This is a genomic window from Ruegeria sp. HKCCD7303 (assembly GCF_013111185.1).
Classification (GTDB): Bacteria; Pseudomonadota; Alphaproteobacteria; order Rhodobacterales; family Rhodobacteraceae; genus Ruegeria.
This window is the reverse complement of the sequence record NZ_WVRE01000005.1, coordinates 233,646-249,024: the sequence shown is the minus strand read 5'-3', so window position 1 is coordinate 249,024 and position 15,379 is coordinate 233,646. Positions and strand designations below refer to the sequence as shown.

The window sequence follows — 15,379 nt, the reverse complement described above, 5'->3', positions numbered from 1 at the left end:
GCGAAGCTTGATAAGCTGTTGCGGTGAGCGGAATTCAGTAGCGGCTCAGGCCAGCCGCGCGCCATGTGTGTCGAAGCGATAGCTGCGATCTGGCGTATAGCCAATCTGTATCTCTTGGCCCGTGTCCACGTGATGCTGGCCAAAAAGGCGGGCTGTGACCTGATGGCCTTGCATCATCGCGATCACATTCGTGTCTCCGCCCAGATGCTCGACATGGGTCACTTTTGCGGCAAGCGGACCGTCATCGGCCAGAAAGAGATCCTCGGGGCGGACGCCCATTGTGATGTCCGCGCTGTCGCCAACCACGCTGGCGGGGAAGAAATTCATTGACGGTGCGCCAAGGAAACCGGCGACAAACTGATTGGCAGGATTGTTGTACAGCTCCATCGGGCTGCCGACCTGCTCAACGCGCCCATCGCGTAGCACGACGATCTTGTCTGCCAAAGTCATCGCTTCGGTCTGGTCATGGGTTACATAAATCATCGAAGCGTCCAGCTGCTGGTGCAAATTCGCGATCTCAAGCCGCGTGTTCATACGCAAAGCCGCGTCCAGATTTGATAGAGGTTCGTCAAACAGGAACAGTTTGGGTTCGCGAACAATCGCGCGACCGATGGCAACACGCTGACGCTGACCGCCGGACAGCTCGGACGGGTAGCGGTCGATGTAAGGTTCAAGGTTCAACATCTTGCTCGCCTTGGCGACACGTTCATCAATGACCTGCTTAGTTTGGCCTTCCTGTTTCAGCGCCAGTGACATGTTCTTTCGCACATTCAGATGCGGGTAGAGCGCATAGCTCTGGAACACCATCGCGATACCGCGCTTGGAGGGCGGTGTGAGGTTCATCAGCTCGCCGCCAATGCGCACTTCGCCCGATGTAACATCTTCCAGACCTGCGATCACGCGCAATAGGGTGGACTTGCCGCAGCCCGAGGGGCCGACGAAGACGACGAACTCGCCGTCTTCCACTTCGATATTGATGTCCTTGAGAACCTCGACATTGCCAAAGGACTTGTTCACGTTCGTAAGCGTCAGGGCGGTCATTGGTGTGCCTCTTTCAGCGAAATGGGTTGGCCAGTACGGATGCTTTCGTCTGCTGCCAGACAGATGGCCAGCGATTGCACGGCGTCGTTCATGTGGCGGGTCAGATCGATATCCTCGACAATGGCGCGCAGCATATAGGCCTGCTCTGCGTCGCAAAGCTCCTGATGGCCGGGTTCATCGGGCATGTCGATCTGACTGTCCCCCTCGGGGCGGTGGACCAGAATGCCGCCGACCTTGGTGTGGCCGTCGATATCTGAGGATGCGCCCTCGTTGCCATCGGTGATCGAAACCGACCCGTTGGGCGAGACGATGTCTTTCACGAAAAACGCGGTCTCAGACATCATCGGGCCCCAACCGGCCTCGTACCAACCGACCGAGCCGTCCTCAAAGACCACCTGAAACTGTCCGTAATTGTACATGTCTTTAGCGATCTCATCGCTCAGGCGCAGCCCCATGCCATGTACGCGCACCGGGTCCGAGTCTGTGATCTGGCACATTACATCGACGTAGTGCACACCGCAATCGACGATGGGAGAGGTGGTCTGCATCAGCGCCTTATGCGTCTCCCACTCGGCCCCGCTGCTTTGCTGGTTGAGGTTCAGGCGAAACACATATGGCCCGCCAAGGTCACGCGCCTCGGAAATCAGGCGCATCCACGACGGGTGATGGCGCAGAATGTAGCCGATCACCAGTTTGCGGTTGGTTTGGGTGGCCTTTTCGACAACGCGTTTGGCATCGGCCACTGTGGTGGCCAGTGGTTTTTCAACGAAGACATGCGCGCCGGCTTCCATTGCGGCGCAGGCATAATAGGCATGGCTGTCGGAATAGGTGGCGACAACCACCAAATCCGGATTTGTTTCGGTCAATGCAGAGTGGAAATCCGAATAGGCGGGATAATGACCCAACTCGGGATGCTCCACATGACCGGACCTGTTCACCAGCCCCACGATTTGCGCGTCCGGATGCTGGTGATGGGCCAGCGCGTGGCTTAGGCCCATATTGCCAAGGCCTGCAATCAGAACTCGGGTCATTTGACAGCTCCTGAAGTGATGCCGCGGATCAGTTGGCGTGAGAAGATGACGTAGAGCACCAGCACCGGCAGGATCGCCATCGACAGGGCAGAAAGAACCGCATTCCAATCGGTGACGAATTGACCGATGAAGACCTGACTGCCCAGCGTCAGGGTCTTGGTCTCTTCAGCGGGGGCGAGGATCAGCGGGAACCACAGATCATTCCAGATCGGTATCATGTTGAACACAGCCACTGTCGCCATTGCCGGGCGCACTAGCGGAAGGACAAGACGGAAAAAGATTGTGTATTCAGACAATCCGTCGACACGGCCCGCATCTTTCAGGTCGTCCGAGACCTGTCGCATGAACTCGGACAGGATAAACACCGCCAACGGCAATCCTTGTGCCGTGTAGACAAGGATCAAGGCCCAAAGCGTGTTGACAAGCCCGGTGGCCACCATCATCTCGAGGATCGCGACGGTACCGATACGGATCGGAATCATGATCCCAAGCGCCAGATAGAGACCCATTAGCAGGTTGCCCTTGAACCGGTATTCACTGAGGGCAAAGGCCGCCATGGCACCAAAAAGCAGGATGAATGTCAGCGATACCACCGTAACGATCATCGAATTCTGGAAATAGAGGAAGAAATCCCCTTGTTTCATCACCGTCTGGTACCCGATCAGCGAAAAGCTTTCGGAATCGGGTAGGGCAAGCGGTTCACGGAAGATGGCGCGGCGGGTTTTAAAGCTGTTGATGATGATGACGAAGACCGGGAACAGGGCGATCAGCGTGTAAAGGATCAGCGCCCCATGCATGGCGGCTGTGTTCAGCGGGTTTTGGCGTGCTTTGTTCATGGCCATGCCCTCACAACTGGTACCTGCGCATCCGGGTCTGGATGCCGAATAGGTAGATGCAGACCCCCACGAGGATGATCGCGAACATGGCCCCTGCGATAGCGGATCCCATATGCGGATCACCCAGTTGCAATTGGAAGCCAAAGAAAGTGCGGTACATGAATGTACCAAGGATGTCGGTTGAGAAATCCGGCCCTGCCAGTGCCCCCTGAGAGACATAAATCAGGTCGAACGCGTTGAAGTTACCTACAAATGTCAGGATTGAAATGATTCCGATAGACGGCAGGATCAGCGGCAGTTTGATTTTCCAGAACGCGGAAGCTCCGGTAATCCCGTCAATCTCTCCGGCCTCTAGGATTTCTTCCGGGATCGACAGCAAGGCGGCATAGATCAACATCATCGGGATGCCGACGAACTGCCAGACCGACACCAGCGCCAGCGTTGTCAGTGCGTATTCTTCTTTACCCAGCCACGGTGCAAACAGTGATTTCAAACCAATGGCGTCCAGCATCGACGGAGCAATGCCCCAGAGTGGTGACAAGATCAGTTTCCAGGCAAACCCAACGATCACAAAGCTTAGGATCGTGGGGATAAAAATGGCCGAACGGTAAAGCGCGGCGAACCTCAGACGCGGATGTGACAAGATTGCTGCCAAGGCGATGCCGATGGGGTTCTGCACGAGCATGTGGATCAGGAAAAACCAGAAGTTATTTCCCAACGCGTTCCAAAACTGTTCGGACCAGATAGGGTCGAAAAACAGCGTGCGGAAATTCTGTATGCCCACATAAACGCGCGTCTGATCGACCTCGGTGAACAGTGCGAGGCGGAGCGTGTTGAACAAAGGGAAGATCATCACCCCCGTGTAGACCAGAACCGCAGGGGCAAGGAAAACGACGATATGCCAGCGTATGCGGCGGGTCTGCATGTTGGTCTCCGGGAAAAGGACCGGACGCGAAATCCCGCGTCCGGTGATGGTTAGCTGTCAGGTTTTACTGATGCGGCGCGTACCAACTGGCCAGACCGTCCTGCAGTTGCTGGCCCAGAGCCTCGGGGGTTTCGGTGCCTTTTATAGCAGCAACAGATGCGCCCCAGGTTTCATTTTCTAGATTCGGTGTGCCGCGCGACAGGATCTGGTAGGTCGAACGGATCGTGCTTTCGCACTCATCTCGCCAGCCCACGATTTCTTTTGCCAACGGGTCTTCCAGTTCGACCGGAGTGTTGGATAAGGGGAAGAACCCAGGAACCGCGTTGCCAAAGATGCTGGCGAATTCCGGGCTGGCGACCCAGGACAGGAATGTCCGCGCGGCCTCTTGGTTTTCACTGGCGGCATTCAGGCCGATGCCAATATCGGTGTGGTCCGAGATATAGCAGGTGTCACCTGCATTCTGGACCGGAGGCTTGAAGGCACCCATTTCGAAATCGGCCTGCGTGTTAAAGCCAGCGATTTCCCAACTGCCTGCCGGATAAATCGCGGCGCGACCGAGGGTGAACAGGTTCTGACTGTCAGGATAGGTCTGTGCCTCATAACCGTCCCCCAGATAGTCCGCCCATTTAGCAAGTGTTGCATAGGGTGCAACCCATTGCGGGTCGGTCAGTTTCTGCTCGCCTTTGATCAGCGCCTGACGGCCTTCCTCACCTTTCCAATAGTTCGGGCCGATGTTGTTGTAGCCCATCGTCGCGGCTTCCCACTGGTCGTTGGTGCCCATCGCCATCGGGATATAGGTGCCGTCTTCCTTGATCTTGTCCAAAGCAACAAAGAACTCGGCCTCTGTGGTGGGGACTTCAAGGCCCAACTCGTTGAAGGCGTCTTTGTTGTAAATGAAGCCGTGGATCACCGACGCCATCGGCACGCAGAAGCTGGCGGATGCGTCATCGGTCTGCCATGCGGATTTCGCAACATCTGAGAAATTGCCCATGGCCTCGAGGTCGGACAGGTCGGTGAGATGCCCGCTTTCGTACAGCGCCAGCGAAGCATCAAACGGGCGGCAGGTGATCAGGTCGCCGGCCGATCCGGCCTCAAGTTTCGAGTTCAGAACCGCGTTGTACTCGGCAGGCGCGGAGGGTGAGAAGATAACCTTGATCCCCGGGTGCTCTGCTTCGAACGCTGGAATGATCTTTTCCTGCCAAAGGGCCAGGTCGTCGTTGCGCCAGCTTTCGATTGTCAGCGTAGCCTCTTGCGCATAGGCGCTTGTGACCAGCGCTGTGGTCATTAGTGCCAAGCTTAAAACTTTGCGTTTCATTTGGTTTCTCCCAGGTTGATGTTATCGTTTTTGTGTTTCAGTCGATTCATTGCGCGACGCAGATGGCCGTTTTCTTCATTCAGCAACGCGTGTGCAGCCTCGGCAGACCTGGCTCCAGCTGCAACAAGCGCGCCGATTTTGAGGTTGCCGTCAGCGGCGGTCAGCGCCGATGCGGCTTGTTCCGAGGTAACACCTGTCAGCTGACGCACGATTCCATTGGCGCGGGCGCGCAGTTTGTCATTGTCGGCACGCAGGTTGATCATCATGCCGTCCTGAATATGCCCCAACTCCATGGCCATCAGAGTCGATAACATGTTCAACGCTATTTTTTGCGCCGTTCCCGCGCCCATTCGGGTTGAGCCGGAAACCAGTTCGGGTGGTGTAGGCAGAAGGATCGCGTGATGTGCCAATTGCAATAGCTCGGTGCCTGCGTTGTTGGCGATACCTATAACTTTGGCGCCCTTATCGCGTGCGATACGCGCTGCCGCGACCGTGTATGGTGTTGTTCCGCTTGCCGATACAGCGATCAGAGTATCCCGGACGGTCAGGTCGGCAAGTTCATCTGTGAGAGTGGTCGAGATATCTTCGACGTCGCCAGGCATTTCCGCGTTGGAAGGTAAGCCACCCGCCATGTGGATGCGAACCTGATGTGCCGGGATTGAAAAAGTGCCCCCAAGTTCAAGCGCGTCTGCTGCAGCCATCAACCCGGAAGAGCCAGCAGCTAGATAACGCAGAACGCCTTCTGCCCGGATCGTTGCGGCCATGGTCACAGCCCCTTCGCAGATCGGGTCAACTGCGTCCAGCGGCGCCGATGCAGCCTTTGCTTGCGACTGTGCAAGAAGGGCGGCGACATCCGACAGCGGTCGCGCGTCCAGCCCGATCGCGTTTGGGTGCAACTGTTCTGTCACAGGCGTGTTCAAGTGATTCTCCCCCAGTCTATCGGCATCATACCTTTTAGATACCATTAGTCTACCATTTTGTTTATCGCCCTAAAAATAGCCATTTTCCCGCTGTCAGGTGATGTTTTGGCCTTCTAAATTTAGAAAAGGTATTATAAAGGTCTCTTCATGACTAGAAGCTCTGACAATCTGATTCTGGCAATAGATGGTGGTGGCACGCGGTGCCGCCTGGCCCTGTTCAATGGCGTTCGAACTTGGCGGGTTGAGGTTGGATCGGCCAACGTATCGACCGATTTCGAAACGTCCTGTGCGGAGCTTGTGAGTGGGCTGGCTGTCCTTTGCAAACAGGCTGGTATTGAGCTTGCAGAGATTGCACGAGCGCCCGCATACGTGGGCTTGGCGGGCGTCACCGGACAAGCCATTGCTGACCGTCTGGCCGCAGCCCTACCAATTGCGCGCGTGCGCATAGAAGATGATCGCCCATCTGCTCTGCGTGGCGCACTGGGGCCGGGTGACGGGTTTGTGGCGCATTGTGGCACCGGGTCTTTTTTGGCTGCGCAGCGAAGTGGAGCGACCGCCTTTGTCGGAGGATGGGGACCGGTCTTGGGTGACCAGGCCTCGGCCCAGTGGGTCGGCAAGCGCGCGTTGTCGGAGGTGTTGGAGTGCGCTGATGGCATGCGTGCGGCGTCTAAAATGTCCGAACACTTGCTGCGCCAATTCAATGGCGCCTCTGGAGTCGTAAAAGCCGCATCTATGATGACACCCACTGAGTTTGGCGCTTTGGCACCTGTCGTCACGCAGTTTGCAGGGCAGGGGGACACAGTTGCACAATCGATTATGCAGGCGGGCGCCGACTATCTGGCGGATAGGCTTGTGAAGATGGGTTGGAGCCCTGGTGCTGCAATTTGCCTGACGGGCGGAATTGGCCCGTACTATTCCACGTTTCTGCCTGAGGACATGCAGCAAGCCTTGGTGCAGCCATCAGGTGATCCACTGTCAGGCGCGATCGCTTTGGCGCAGGCTTTCAAAGAGGAGATCGAACATGAGCGTTGTTGATTTCCTAAGGCCCGAGGGATGGCTGGGGCAGACCGCCGGGCCACGTTATGTGCAACTGCGCCAGCGGCTTGAGCAAGGCATCGAAGAAGGTATCCTGCCGCCCAACAGCTCTCTGCCGCCCGAACGTGAGATTGCAGAGTTGACCGACCTGTCGCGTGTCACTGTGCGCAAAGCCATTCAGGAACTGGTGCGCAAAGGGACGATAGAACAGCGGCAAGGTTCAGGCTCATTCGTGCGTGAACCAGTCGCCCGGGTCGAGCAGTCTTTGTCACACCTGACTTCCTTTACCGAGGACATGGAACGGCGTGGTTTTGAGACGACCTCAACCTGGCTGGAGCGCGGAATTTTCCTGCCAGCCCCGGACGAGATGCTGGCGCTGGGCCTTTCGGCCAATGATCAAGTTGCGCGAATTCACCGTCTTCGAGCCGCCGGAGGGCGCCCGATGGCTCTGGAGCGCGCGGCGCTTCCTTTGGATATCCTGCCCAATCCGACCGAGGTGACCGGGTCGCTTTATGCCGTTCTGGAACGATCGGGCCATCGCCCGGTGCGTGCGATCCAAAAGATCTCGGCCATCAATCTTGAAGCAGCCGAAGCGCGTTTACTCGACGTTGCCGAAGGAACTGCCGGGCTACGCATCCAGCGCACGTCATATCTGGAAAGCGGGCGTGTCGCAGAACTTACCCGATCCATTTATCGCGGCGATGCCTACGACTTCGTGGCCGAACTGCGCTTGTCAAATTGAAAGGCCGGACCTGATGTCCAACCAACTCACACTCATGCGACAGGAAATCAACGAAATTCCCACCGCCGTTGACCGTCTGCTGACTGACGGTTCCGAGGCGATCAAAGCAGCCGCACTTGAAGTGCGGTCGCGCGATCCGCGCTTTTTGATTTCCGTCGCGCGCGGTTCGTCCGATCATGCCTGCAGTTTTCTGAAATACACTTCTGAACTGCTGCTGGGCCTACCTATGGCCTCGGTGGGTCCAAGCGTCAAATCGATCTACGGTGTGGATATGCGCTGTCCCGATGCGCTGTGTGTTTCGGTTTCCCAATCCGGTCAGAGCCCCGACATCGTACGCCTTACACAGTCACTGACCCAGGGCGGTGCCTATTCGGTTGCAATCACCAACGACACCGGCTCGGCCTTGGCGAATGTTGCTTCAGCCGCGTTGCACATTCATGCGGGGCCGGAACTGAGCGTTGCCGCGACCAAAACATTTGTGACTTCACTGGTTGCCGGGCTTTGGTTGCTGGCTGAGATTAAGGACGACGCCGCATTGTTGTCCGCGATCCGAAATCTGCCAAAAGACCTGGAACGAGCCATAACCTGTGATTGGGGAACGGTGATCGACGCGATCAATGGTCAATCGCTGTTCACTTTGGGGCGCGGAACGACTTGGGCGATCTCGAACGAAGCTGCGTTGAAATTCAAGGAAACCTGCCAGATCCATGCCGAAAGCTACTCCTCTGCAGAGGTGCTTCACGGCCCGGTTTCCATTGTGGATCAAGGCTTTCCGGTGCTTGCCTTTTCATCCGGCGACGCAGCTGAGGACAATTTGGCCGAAGTTGCCGATGCTTTGGCAGCCAAGGGCGCAAAGGTATTTGCAACAACGGATCGCGTGAAGGATGCGGTTTCGCTGCCACATGTTCGGACCGCGCATTGGATGACCGATCCTGTCGCCTCTATCGCATCTTTTTATAGTATGGTTGAAATCGTTGCCACCCGCCGTGGTATCAATCCCGACACACCCCGCCATCTTCGGAAAGTGACTGAAACGGTATGAGTGGCTCGATCATCACCTTTGTGGGCGGACCGATCTTTGACGGAAGGACGCTGTTTTCAAACCACGCTGCCCGGTTTGTAGAGGGAACGCTTGACGCGATCGTACCTACAGATGATCTGCCATCGGAAACCCGGACCGAGGATCTGGCCGGTGATATTCTTAGCCCCGGTTATGTGGATCTACAGGTGAATGGCGGCGGCGGCGTGATGTTCAACGACGACCCATCGGTCGAGACGTTGCGGCGGATCGCACGGGCCCATCGCGGGTTGGGTACGGTTTCTATTCTGCCGACCCTGATTACAGACACGCCGGAAAAAACCACAGCTGCCATTCGAGCCGCGATACAAGCTGTACGCAGCCGGGTTCCGGGCATCGCTGGGCTGCACTTGGAAGGCCCGCATTTGTCAATACGCCGCAAGGGTGCCCATGATGGCGCACTAATCCGCCCGATGGAGAGTGCCGATCTGGACCAATTGTTGACAGCTGCCCGCGACTTACCTGCACTGATGGTCACATTGGCTCCTGAAAATGTCGCGATTGATCAGGTCGAAGCTTTGACCAAGGCAGGGGTTATCGTCTCGCTGGGTCACACCGACGCCCCGTACGACACATGTGTGGCTTACGCGAAAGCCGGCGCAAGTTGCGCAACGCATCTGTTCAACGCAATGAGCCAGTTTGGCAGCCGCGAACCCGGTTTGGTGGGCGCAGTGCTTTCGACTGGGAACCTGTCTGCCGGGTTGATTGCGGATGCTGTACATGTGCATCCGGAAACGATGCGAGCCGCTTTTGAGGCCAAACGCGGGCCAGGAGAGATTTTTCTGGTGAGCGACGCGATGGCAGTGGCCGGAACGGATCTGAAAGAGTTTCACCTGGAAGGGCGGCTTATCCGGCGCGAAAAGGGCAAGCTGACATTGCAAGATGGCACTTTGGCTGGAGCCGATCTGGACCTGACCACTGCCATTCGAAACCTTACAACAAAGCTGGGTATGCCTTTGTCACAAGCGATGGCGGCAGCAACCCGTGTGCCGTCCAAATTGATTCATAAGGGATCATATGGGCAAAAGCCCTCGCTTTCCGAATTGATACGGATCGCGCCGGACCTCTCGAAAGCTATGCCGGTTCAGCCCCACTCTGCTGTTGCTCCAGCGGGTTCTTAGTTGTTGGCCGAGGCTTTAAGCCGAAGCATCGACGGACAACTGCTTCGTGGACAACAGCCTTGGTCATAAAGGCCGTGCTGAAACTAAGCCTCAACCGAAGTCTAAAGGGTTTCTTGCTATTTTATATGTTCGATGAACAGTTTCAAAGGCATCATTGATCTGTACTCCCGAGGAAAATACAAGAAAATCCCGGGTGTTAGGCCAAGATGGTCTTCCAGAACAGGTTTCAAGAGGCCAGCATCGATTTCGGCCGCCACATAGGCCCTGAATGTGTACACCAGCCCCAACCCTAGCTTTGCCATATCGACCGAGGCAGGTAAGGTGTTTGTAATCAGATTTCCTTGTACTTGGACGGAATACGAGCCGTCTTTCGAGTTAAAACTCCAAGGCGCAATCTGGCCGGAGGAGTGAAACCTGTATCGGACACAGTTGTGTTCAAGAAGATCGCGCGGTTCTTTGGGCGTGCCGTGGGCGGTGAGGTACGCAGGGCTGGCTGTAACGGCAACGGGCAATGGTCGAGTAAGCCGAACCGCAACCATGTCTGGTGCAACACGGTCCCCTAGACGGAAACCGGCATGCAGTTCTTCGCCCAGAATGTCCGAAAGCGCATCCGTCAAAGACAGTTCCAACTCGATCTCGGGGAACTTGGCGCAAAAGCTGTTCAAGATCGGGCTCACGTACAGATGGTAGGCAAATTCTGGCATTGCCAGCTTAAGGGTGCCACGCGCGGCATGACCCGTGCTGCGCGCGCTTTCAACGGCCTCGGACAATTGGTCAAAGGCCGGGCCTGCGCCGCGTATAAGCGCACGTCCGGCTTCGGTCAGGCTGATCGAGCGTGTCGTTCGGATGAATAGTGCGGTGCCGAGCTGATCCTCCAGTGACTTCAACTGATGGCTCACTGTCGACGGTTTGACGCCAAGCGCTTCGGCTGCAGCTCGCAGCGACCCCTGTTGGGCTATGGCAGTGAAGACTTCGAGCGTCGCGAGCGGTAAGCGCATGGGATCTCCGTTCCAGAATATTATTCGAAATAATACATGAAAGAAGTGAAAGTTGAGGGAATTATCTTTCAAGAACGGAATAGTTAAATTCTCGTCATCACGGCATGGACCCGTAGAAAGCAGTGCTGTCGCCAAACGCCCGAGCGCCAGAGAGGACGAAAATGAAAACCCTGACCAAAACAGTAGCACTCACCATCGCAATCATAGCTGGAGGTAACGCCATGGCCGCCTCGCCGGAAGAGAACATCAAAGTGGTGCAAGATTTCTTTGCCGCCTATGGGGCAAATGATCTGGATGGCATCGCCGCCGTAATGGATGAAGAGGTCAAATGGCACATTCCCGGCCGTCATCCGTTGTCCGGCACTAAATCTGGGCGTGATGAGGTGCTTGCTTTCTTCGCGCAGTTGGGCGCAGCCGGGTTTCAGGCCGAGCCCATTTATTTCGGAGCGGATGAAACACATGTGGTCGACATTCACCGGGGTTGGTCAAATGCAGACGGCAAGCCAAATGTCGATACGACCTGGGCGCTGGTCTACCGTATCGAGGATGGCAAGATCGTCGAAGCGACCAACCTTTCCGCCGATCAGGATTCAGCCAACACGTTCTTCTGGTCGCAGTATAATCTAGCACCGTTGCCGGATCGGTTGGCTAAGTAACCCATGAAATGGCGACGCTCATGAACGACTATTCTGAAATTCGATCGTTTATAACAGATTGGTTCGCGGGGTTTGACCGGCTTGATCCGATTGATGCGTTTTTGCAAGACCTGCATCCTGACGTGGATTGGGACATGCCGGATATTGACGCTGCCCTTATAGGCCATGAACGGGTTCGCGCTTGGTACGCAAAAGTGCTTGCAACCCTGCAAAGCCCGACCGAACACCACGTGAGCAATATTGAGATCACGCCAGACGCGGCACAGTTCGAAGTTTTGTTTCGTGCCCAAACCATTGCAGGTGAGGCCATCGAAGCACGCGTTCAGGAAAACTGGCGGTTTGATGTGCGGCCAAACGGTCGCCCGTTTATCACATCTTATTCAGCGAAACTTCTGCAAGAGACAATCACATGAAAATCCTTGTCCTCACAGCACATCCGGACCTGAACACATCCCGCATAAACCGCGCCTGGTTCGACGCACTTTCGGACGCGAGCGACGTAACCGCACGTGATTTGACAGCCATCGGTGGTGCAGAGATGCGTTTTGACATTGAAACGGAACAAGCTTTGCTACTTTCGCATGACCGGATCGTGTTTCAGTTCCCGTTCTACTGGTATTCTGCACCTCCTGTCTTGAAAGCATGGATGGATCAGGTTCTGAGCTATGGCTTCGCCTACGGACCCGGCGGTAATCGATTGAAAGGGCGTGAGATTCTGATCCTGGTTTCTACGGGTGGCCCCGAGCACAGCTATCACGCAGGCGGTTACAACAACTATTCGATGGCCGAGTTTCTTAAACCTTACCAGCAGACTGCGAACCTTGCGGGTATGACGTATCTGCGCCCGTTTGTTGCCCATGGAATGGCTTTGGCCACCCAGGACCAGATTGAAGCGACCGTACCGGATATGTTGGCCCATCTGACTGACTCGGACCTGGACCCAAAAGTCAAACAGGCACACCTGTTGGAACAGCTTGAGGATGATCCGATCAAAGCTGCGGCCGTCAGTTGATCATGTACCCAGCAATCCCATTCGGGTCCTGCAACCCGCGTTGAATTTGCTGATCGTCTTTATGAGCGTCAGTGCGGGTTCTTTCCCGACGAAAGACATGTAAACTGCCTGCACGTCCATACTTGCCAGAGGGGACCGTGTCCGAGATTGACCCACTGAATCATTGGCTGATTTCCGAAGGGCGGCTGTTGGGGGATGAAACCGCAATCGTCAAAGGATATTGCGAAGGGCTTGTCCGGCTTGGTGTGCCGCTGGCAAGGGCGCGTATTGCGCAGAACTACTCGAACCCATTGCTCAGCGCTTGGGGTATAATCTGGACACCGGACAAAACCCGCCGTTACACGGTACCCACCACCGTGCTGTCGACAAGCGCATGGCATGGCAGCCCTTTTGAATACATCGTCACCCATCGTTGTCCGTTGCGTAAACGGTTATCGGATCTCAACCTTGCGACTGAGCACCCGATCTACTCCGAGCTTGCCGAGGCGGGTGCCACCGATTTTTTGGCCATTCCACTGGAACACGGAAATGGTTCGGTTCAAGGCACTAGTTTTACCTCGAATGCAGAAACAGGGTTTTCTGATGCGCATATCCGATACATTGAAGACTCTCGGTATGCCTTGGCGGCGGCCTTGGAACCCATCGCAATGCGTCAGTCACAAAAAAGCCTGCTGCAAACCTATCTGGGCCATGGTCCCGCTGAAGAGATCGGACAAGGGCACATAAAGCGCGGGGAACACAGAACCGTTTTTGCAGCGATCCTGTTTGCGGATCTCAGAGGGTTTACAGAAAAAGCCCAAGCCTGGCCCGAAGATCAATTGCTGGACATGATGGGCAACTATTTTGAAATGGTGGTTGCACCAATTCAGGATGAAGGGGGCGATGTGCTTAAGTTCATGGGCGACGGTATTCTTGCAGTTTTTGAGGCTGATAACGGCGACGAGGCGGCATGCCAATCCGTCGTCGCAGCCGCAAGTCAGGCATTGGTCAATCTTGATGCCTTTAACAAAACCGCAGGTGACAGCGGCCGTAAGGAAATTGAATTTGTCATAGGTATCGATTTCGGGCAGGTCACATTTGGCAATATCGGCAGCCCTGACCGGTTGGATTTCACGGTCGTGGGGCAGACCGTCAACGTGGCCAGTCGCGTTCAGGACTTATGCAAGCAACTGGGCGAAAGGACGTTGCTGACCACACGTGTCACAAAGCACCTGAAAAACAGGGGTCAATCCGTCGGTTACCACGCTATCCGGGGATTGAGCGAAGACATTGAAGTTTTCAGAGTTCCCGCTCAGGTGTCCTGATGTCAAAGGCTTTAGACGTGAGTAGGCTATTCTATTAACGCTCGGAAAAGGCGTTGCGCATCGTCTGATGAATGGGTTTCAACATGTATGCGAGCAGAGTGTTTTCACCAGTATTCATTTCCGCCACCACCGTCATTCCAGCCAAAATTGGGCGCTTGTAAGCACCGGTTCCAACAAATTGATCGTTGAGTTGGATTGAAGCGCGAAAATAGGTGTCGCCGGTTTGATCATCTATCAGCGGAACCGGAGACACGGCGGTCACGCGACCCTTAGCTTTCCCGAAACGCCGCGCATCATAGGTATCCACCGTTACGCTCACCGGTTGGTCCAAGGTAACATGTCCAATCTCTCTGTTTGGGATACGTGCTTCAACCATCAGGTCCAGTTGGGACGGCAGCAGTTCGAAAACAGTTTCCCCAGGCGCTATGACTTCGCCTGCATTGGGGAAAGCGACCGATTGCACAATCCCCGCTTTGGGGGCGACAATGCGCAAGCCGTCGAGCTTTTGGTTCACAATCCGCAGTGAAACGTCCAATTCACTGCGCAAGTCGCGGAACTCTTCGACTTTGTTGAGGGTTTCTTCACGCAAGGTCAGGGTCTGTTCTGCAAGATCAGCCTTAGCTATCGTGAGAGCATTGCGCGCCTGTGCCAGGCGGACTTCGCCCTCAGAGGCCGCAGTCCGCAGCGCGTCCAACTGATCAGCGTCCCGAGCCAGGTCGCGGGCCGTCGTCAGCCCTTGATTGTGCAAACGGTGTGCACGGTCCAGTTCGGCTTTTTTTCGCGCGACTCGTTCCAAGGTAAACCTGTGCGACGCTTTGAGGATTTCTAGAGTCTCCTGCTGCTGCAAAATCGATACGCGTTTCATGCGCTGGCTTTCAGCGTAGATTTCCAAGGTCGCAGCCGCGCGGTGATGGTTCTGACGTCGCAGCGCGGCCAATTCTGCTACAGTGAGCGCATCATCATTCCCGAGCGTTTCTAGAATTGTGCGCCCATACGTCAGTTTGCGGTCCAGGGTCGCGATCTGTTCCTTTAGTCTTTGTTGCTCTTTGCTTAGATCCGGGTGCCTCAATTCAACCAGCACATGGCCGGCATGGACTTGGTCCCCGTCCTGTACGTGAACACGATCAACGATGCCGCCGTCCATAACTTCGATCTGGGTGTAGTCGCCCGTTGGGACGATGGCACCGGGTGCGCGCGTGACCTGGGGAACAGTTGCCCACCCAGCCAGTCCAATCAACGCGGCGACCATACCAGAGAAAACCACTGCAGTCAGCGCAGCAAACCGCGCAGGCCGCTGCTGAGACTTCTGCTTTGGTTTGGCGAGCGGTCCTTCTGCCCGGTTCTTGTTCAACGTTATACGCATTG

The 15,379-nt window shown here is 55.8% G+C and carries 16 protein-coding genes; 8 read left to right on the top strand and 8 right to left on the bottom strand.

Annotated elements, in window-relative coordinates:
- Positions 1 to 45: 45 nt before the first annotated feature.
- From GS630_RS14905 to GS630_RS14880, 6 genes are all read right to left on the bottom strand, one after another.
- Positions 46 to 1,041: an ABC transporter ATP-binding protein gene (locus GS630_RS14905; RefSeq protein ID WP_171180617.1), complete on the bottom strand. Its 996-nt coding sequence runs from the start codon at positions 1,039 to 1,041 to the stop codon at positions 46 to 48.
- Positions 1,038 to 2,072 carry a Gfo/Idh/MocA family protein gene (locus GS630_RS14900; RefSeq protein WP_171180619.1) on the bottom strand — a complete coding sequence of 345 codons (1,035 nt, stop codon included), beginning with the start codon at positions 2,070 to 2,072 and terminating at the stop codon, positions 1,038 to 1,040. Before GS630_RS14900 ends, GS630_RS14905 begins: the two co-directional genes overlap by 4 nt.
- Positions 2,069 to 2,908 (bottom strand): carbohydrate ABC transporter permease, encoded by an 840-nt coding sequence (locus tag GS630_RS14895; protein WP_171180621.1) that lies wholly within the window; start codon positions 2,906 to 2,908, stop codon positions 2,069 to 2,071. The genes GS630_RS14900 and GS630_RS14895 overlap by 4 nt, the downstream gene beginning before the upstream one ends.
- 10 nt (positions 2,909 to 2,918) lie before the next feature.
- Positions 2,919 to 3,833, bottom strand: a complete 915-nt coding sequence (locus GS630_RS14890; RefSeq protein ID WP_171180623.1) for a carbohydrate ABC transporter permease — start codon at positions 3,831 to 3,833, stop codon at positions 2,919 to 2,921.
- A 64-nt stretch (positions 3,834 to 3,897) separates the two neighbouring features.
- Complete coding sequence (locus tag GS630_RS14885; protein WP_171621397.1) at positions 3,898 to 5,148, bottom strand: ABC transporter substrate-binding protein; 1,251 nt, start codon at positions 5,146 to 5,148, stop codon at positions 3,898 to 3,900.
- A complete protein-coding gene (locus tag GS630_RS14880) occupies positions 5,145 to 6,068 on the bottom strand; it encodes an N-acetylmuramic acid 6-phosphate etherase (protein ID WP_253285956.1) in 924 nt (307 codons plus the stop codon). Before GS630_RS14880 ends, GS630_RS14885 begins: the two co-directional genes overlap by 4 nt.
- 147 nt (positions 6,069 to 6,215) lie before the next feature.
- Between GS630_RS14880 and GS630_RS14875 the strand changes: the two genes are divergently transcribed.
- The 4 genes from GS630_RS14875 to nagA are packed head-to-tail and all read left to right on the top strand — an operon-like array spanning position 6,216 to position 10,044.
- Complete coding sequence (locus tag GS630_RS14875) at positions 6,216 to 7,103, top strand: BadF/BadG/BcrA/BcrD ATPase family protein (RefSeq protein ID WP_171621395.1); 888 nt, start codon at positions 6,216 to 6,218, stop codon at positions 7,101 to 7,103.
- A complete protein-coding gene (locus tag GS630_RS14870; RefSeq protein WP_171180631.1) occupies positions 7,090 to 7,845 on the top strand; it encodes a GntR family transcriptional regulator in 756 nt (251 codons plus the stop codon). The genes GS630_RS14875 and GS630_RS14870 overlap by 14 nt, the downstream gene beginning before the upstream one ends.
- Positions 7,846 to 7,858: 13 nt before the next feature.
- A complete protein-coding gene (locus tag GS630_RS14865) occupies positions 7,859 to 8,887 on the top strand; it encodes an SIS domain-containing protein (protein ID WP_171236644.1) in 1,029 nt (342 codons plus the stop codon).
- Positions 8,884 to 10,044: an N-acetylglucosamine-6-phosphate deacetylase gene (gene nagA, locus GS630_RS14860; RefSeq protein WP_171621394.1), complete on the top strand. Its 1,161-nt coding sequence runs from the start codon at positions 8,884 to 8,886 to the stop codon at positions 10,042 to 10,044. The genes GS630_RS14865 and nagA overlap by 4 nt, the downstream gene beginning before the upstream one ends.
- A 116-nt stretch (positions 10,045 to 10,160) precedes the next feature.
- Here the strand turns inward: nagA and GS630_RS14855 are convergent, their stop codons facing one another.
- On the bottom strand, positions 10,161 to 11,042 hold the full coding sequence (locus GS630_RS14855; protein ID WP_171621393.1) for a LysR family transcriptional regulator: 882 nt from the start codon (positions 11,040 to 11,042) through the stop codon (positions 10,161 to 10,163).
- Positions 11,043 to 11,203: 161 nt separating this feature from the next.
- On the opposite strand from GS630_RS14855, the gene GS630_RS14850 reads away from it, so the two are divergent.
- The 4 genes from GS630_RS14850 (at position 11,204) to GS630_RS22630 (ending at position 14,014) form a co-directional block, all read left to right on the top strand.
- The gene (locus tag GS630_RS14850; RefSeq protein ID WP_209940242.1) at positions 11,204 to 11,698 is read left to right on the top strand and encodes a nuclear transport factor 2 family protein; all 495 of its coding nucleotides are present in this window, start codon (positions 11,204 to 11,206) and stop codon (positions 11,696 to 11,698) included.
- A 20-nt stretch (positions 11,699 to 11,718) separates the two neighbouring features.
- Positions 11,719 to 12,111: a nuclear transport factor 2 family protein gene (locus GS630_RS14845; protein ID WP_171621392.1), complete on the top strand. Its 393-nt coding sequence runs from the start codon at positions 11,719 to 11,721 to the stop codon at positions 12,109 to 12,111.
- On the top strand, positions 12,108 to 12,710 hold the full coding sequence (locus GS630_RS14840) for an NAD(P)H-dependent oxidoreductase (RefSeq protein WP_171180641.1): 603 nt from the start codon (positions 12,108 to 12,110) through the stop codon (positions 12,708 to 12,710). Before GS630_RS14845 ends, GS630_RS14840 begins: the two co-directional genes overlap by 4 nt.
- A 137-nt stretch (positions 12,711 to 12,847) precedes the next feature.
- On the top strand, positions 12,848 to 14,014 hold the full coding sequence (locus GS630_RS22630; protein ID WP_171621391.1) for an adenylate/guanylate cyclase domain-containing protein: 1,167 nt from the start codon (positions 12,848 to 12,850) through the stop codon (positions 14,012 to 14,014).
- A 34-nt stretch (positions 14,015 to 14,048) separates the two neighbouring features.
- Here the strand turns inward: GS630_RS22630 and GS630_RS14830 are convergent, their stop codons facing one another.
- On the bottom strand, positions 14,049 to 15,377 hold the full coding sequence (locus tag GS630_RS14830; RefSeq protein WP_171621390.1) for an HlyD family type I secretion periplasmic adaptor subunit: 1,329 nt from the start codon (positions 15,375 to 15,377) through the stop codon (positions 14,049 to 14,051).
- Positions 15,378 to 15,379: the final 2 nt, after the last annotated feature.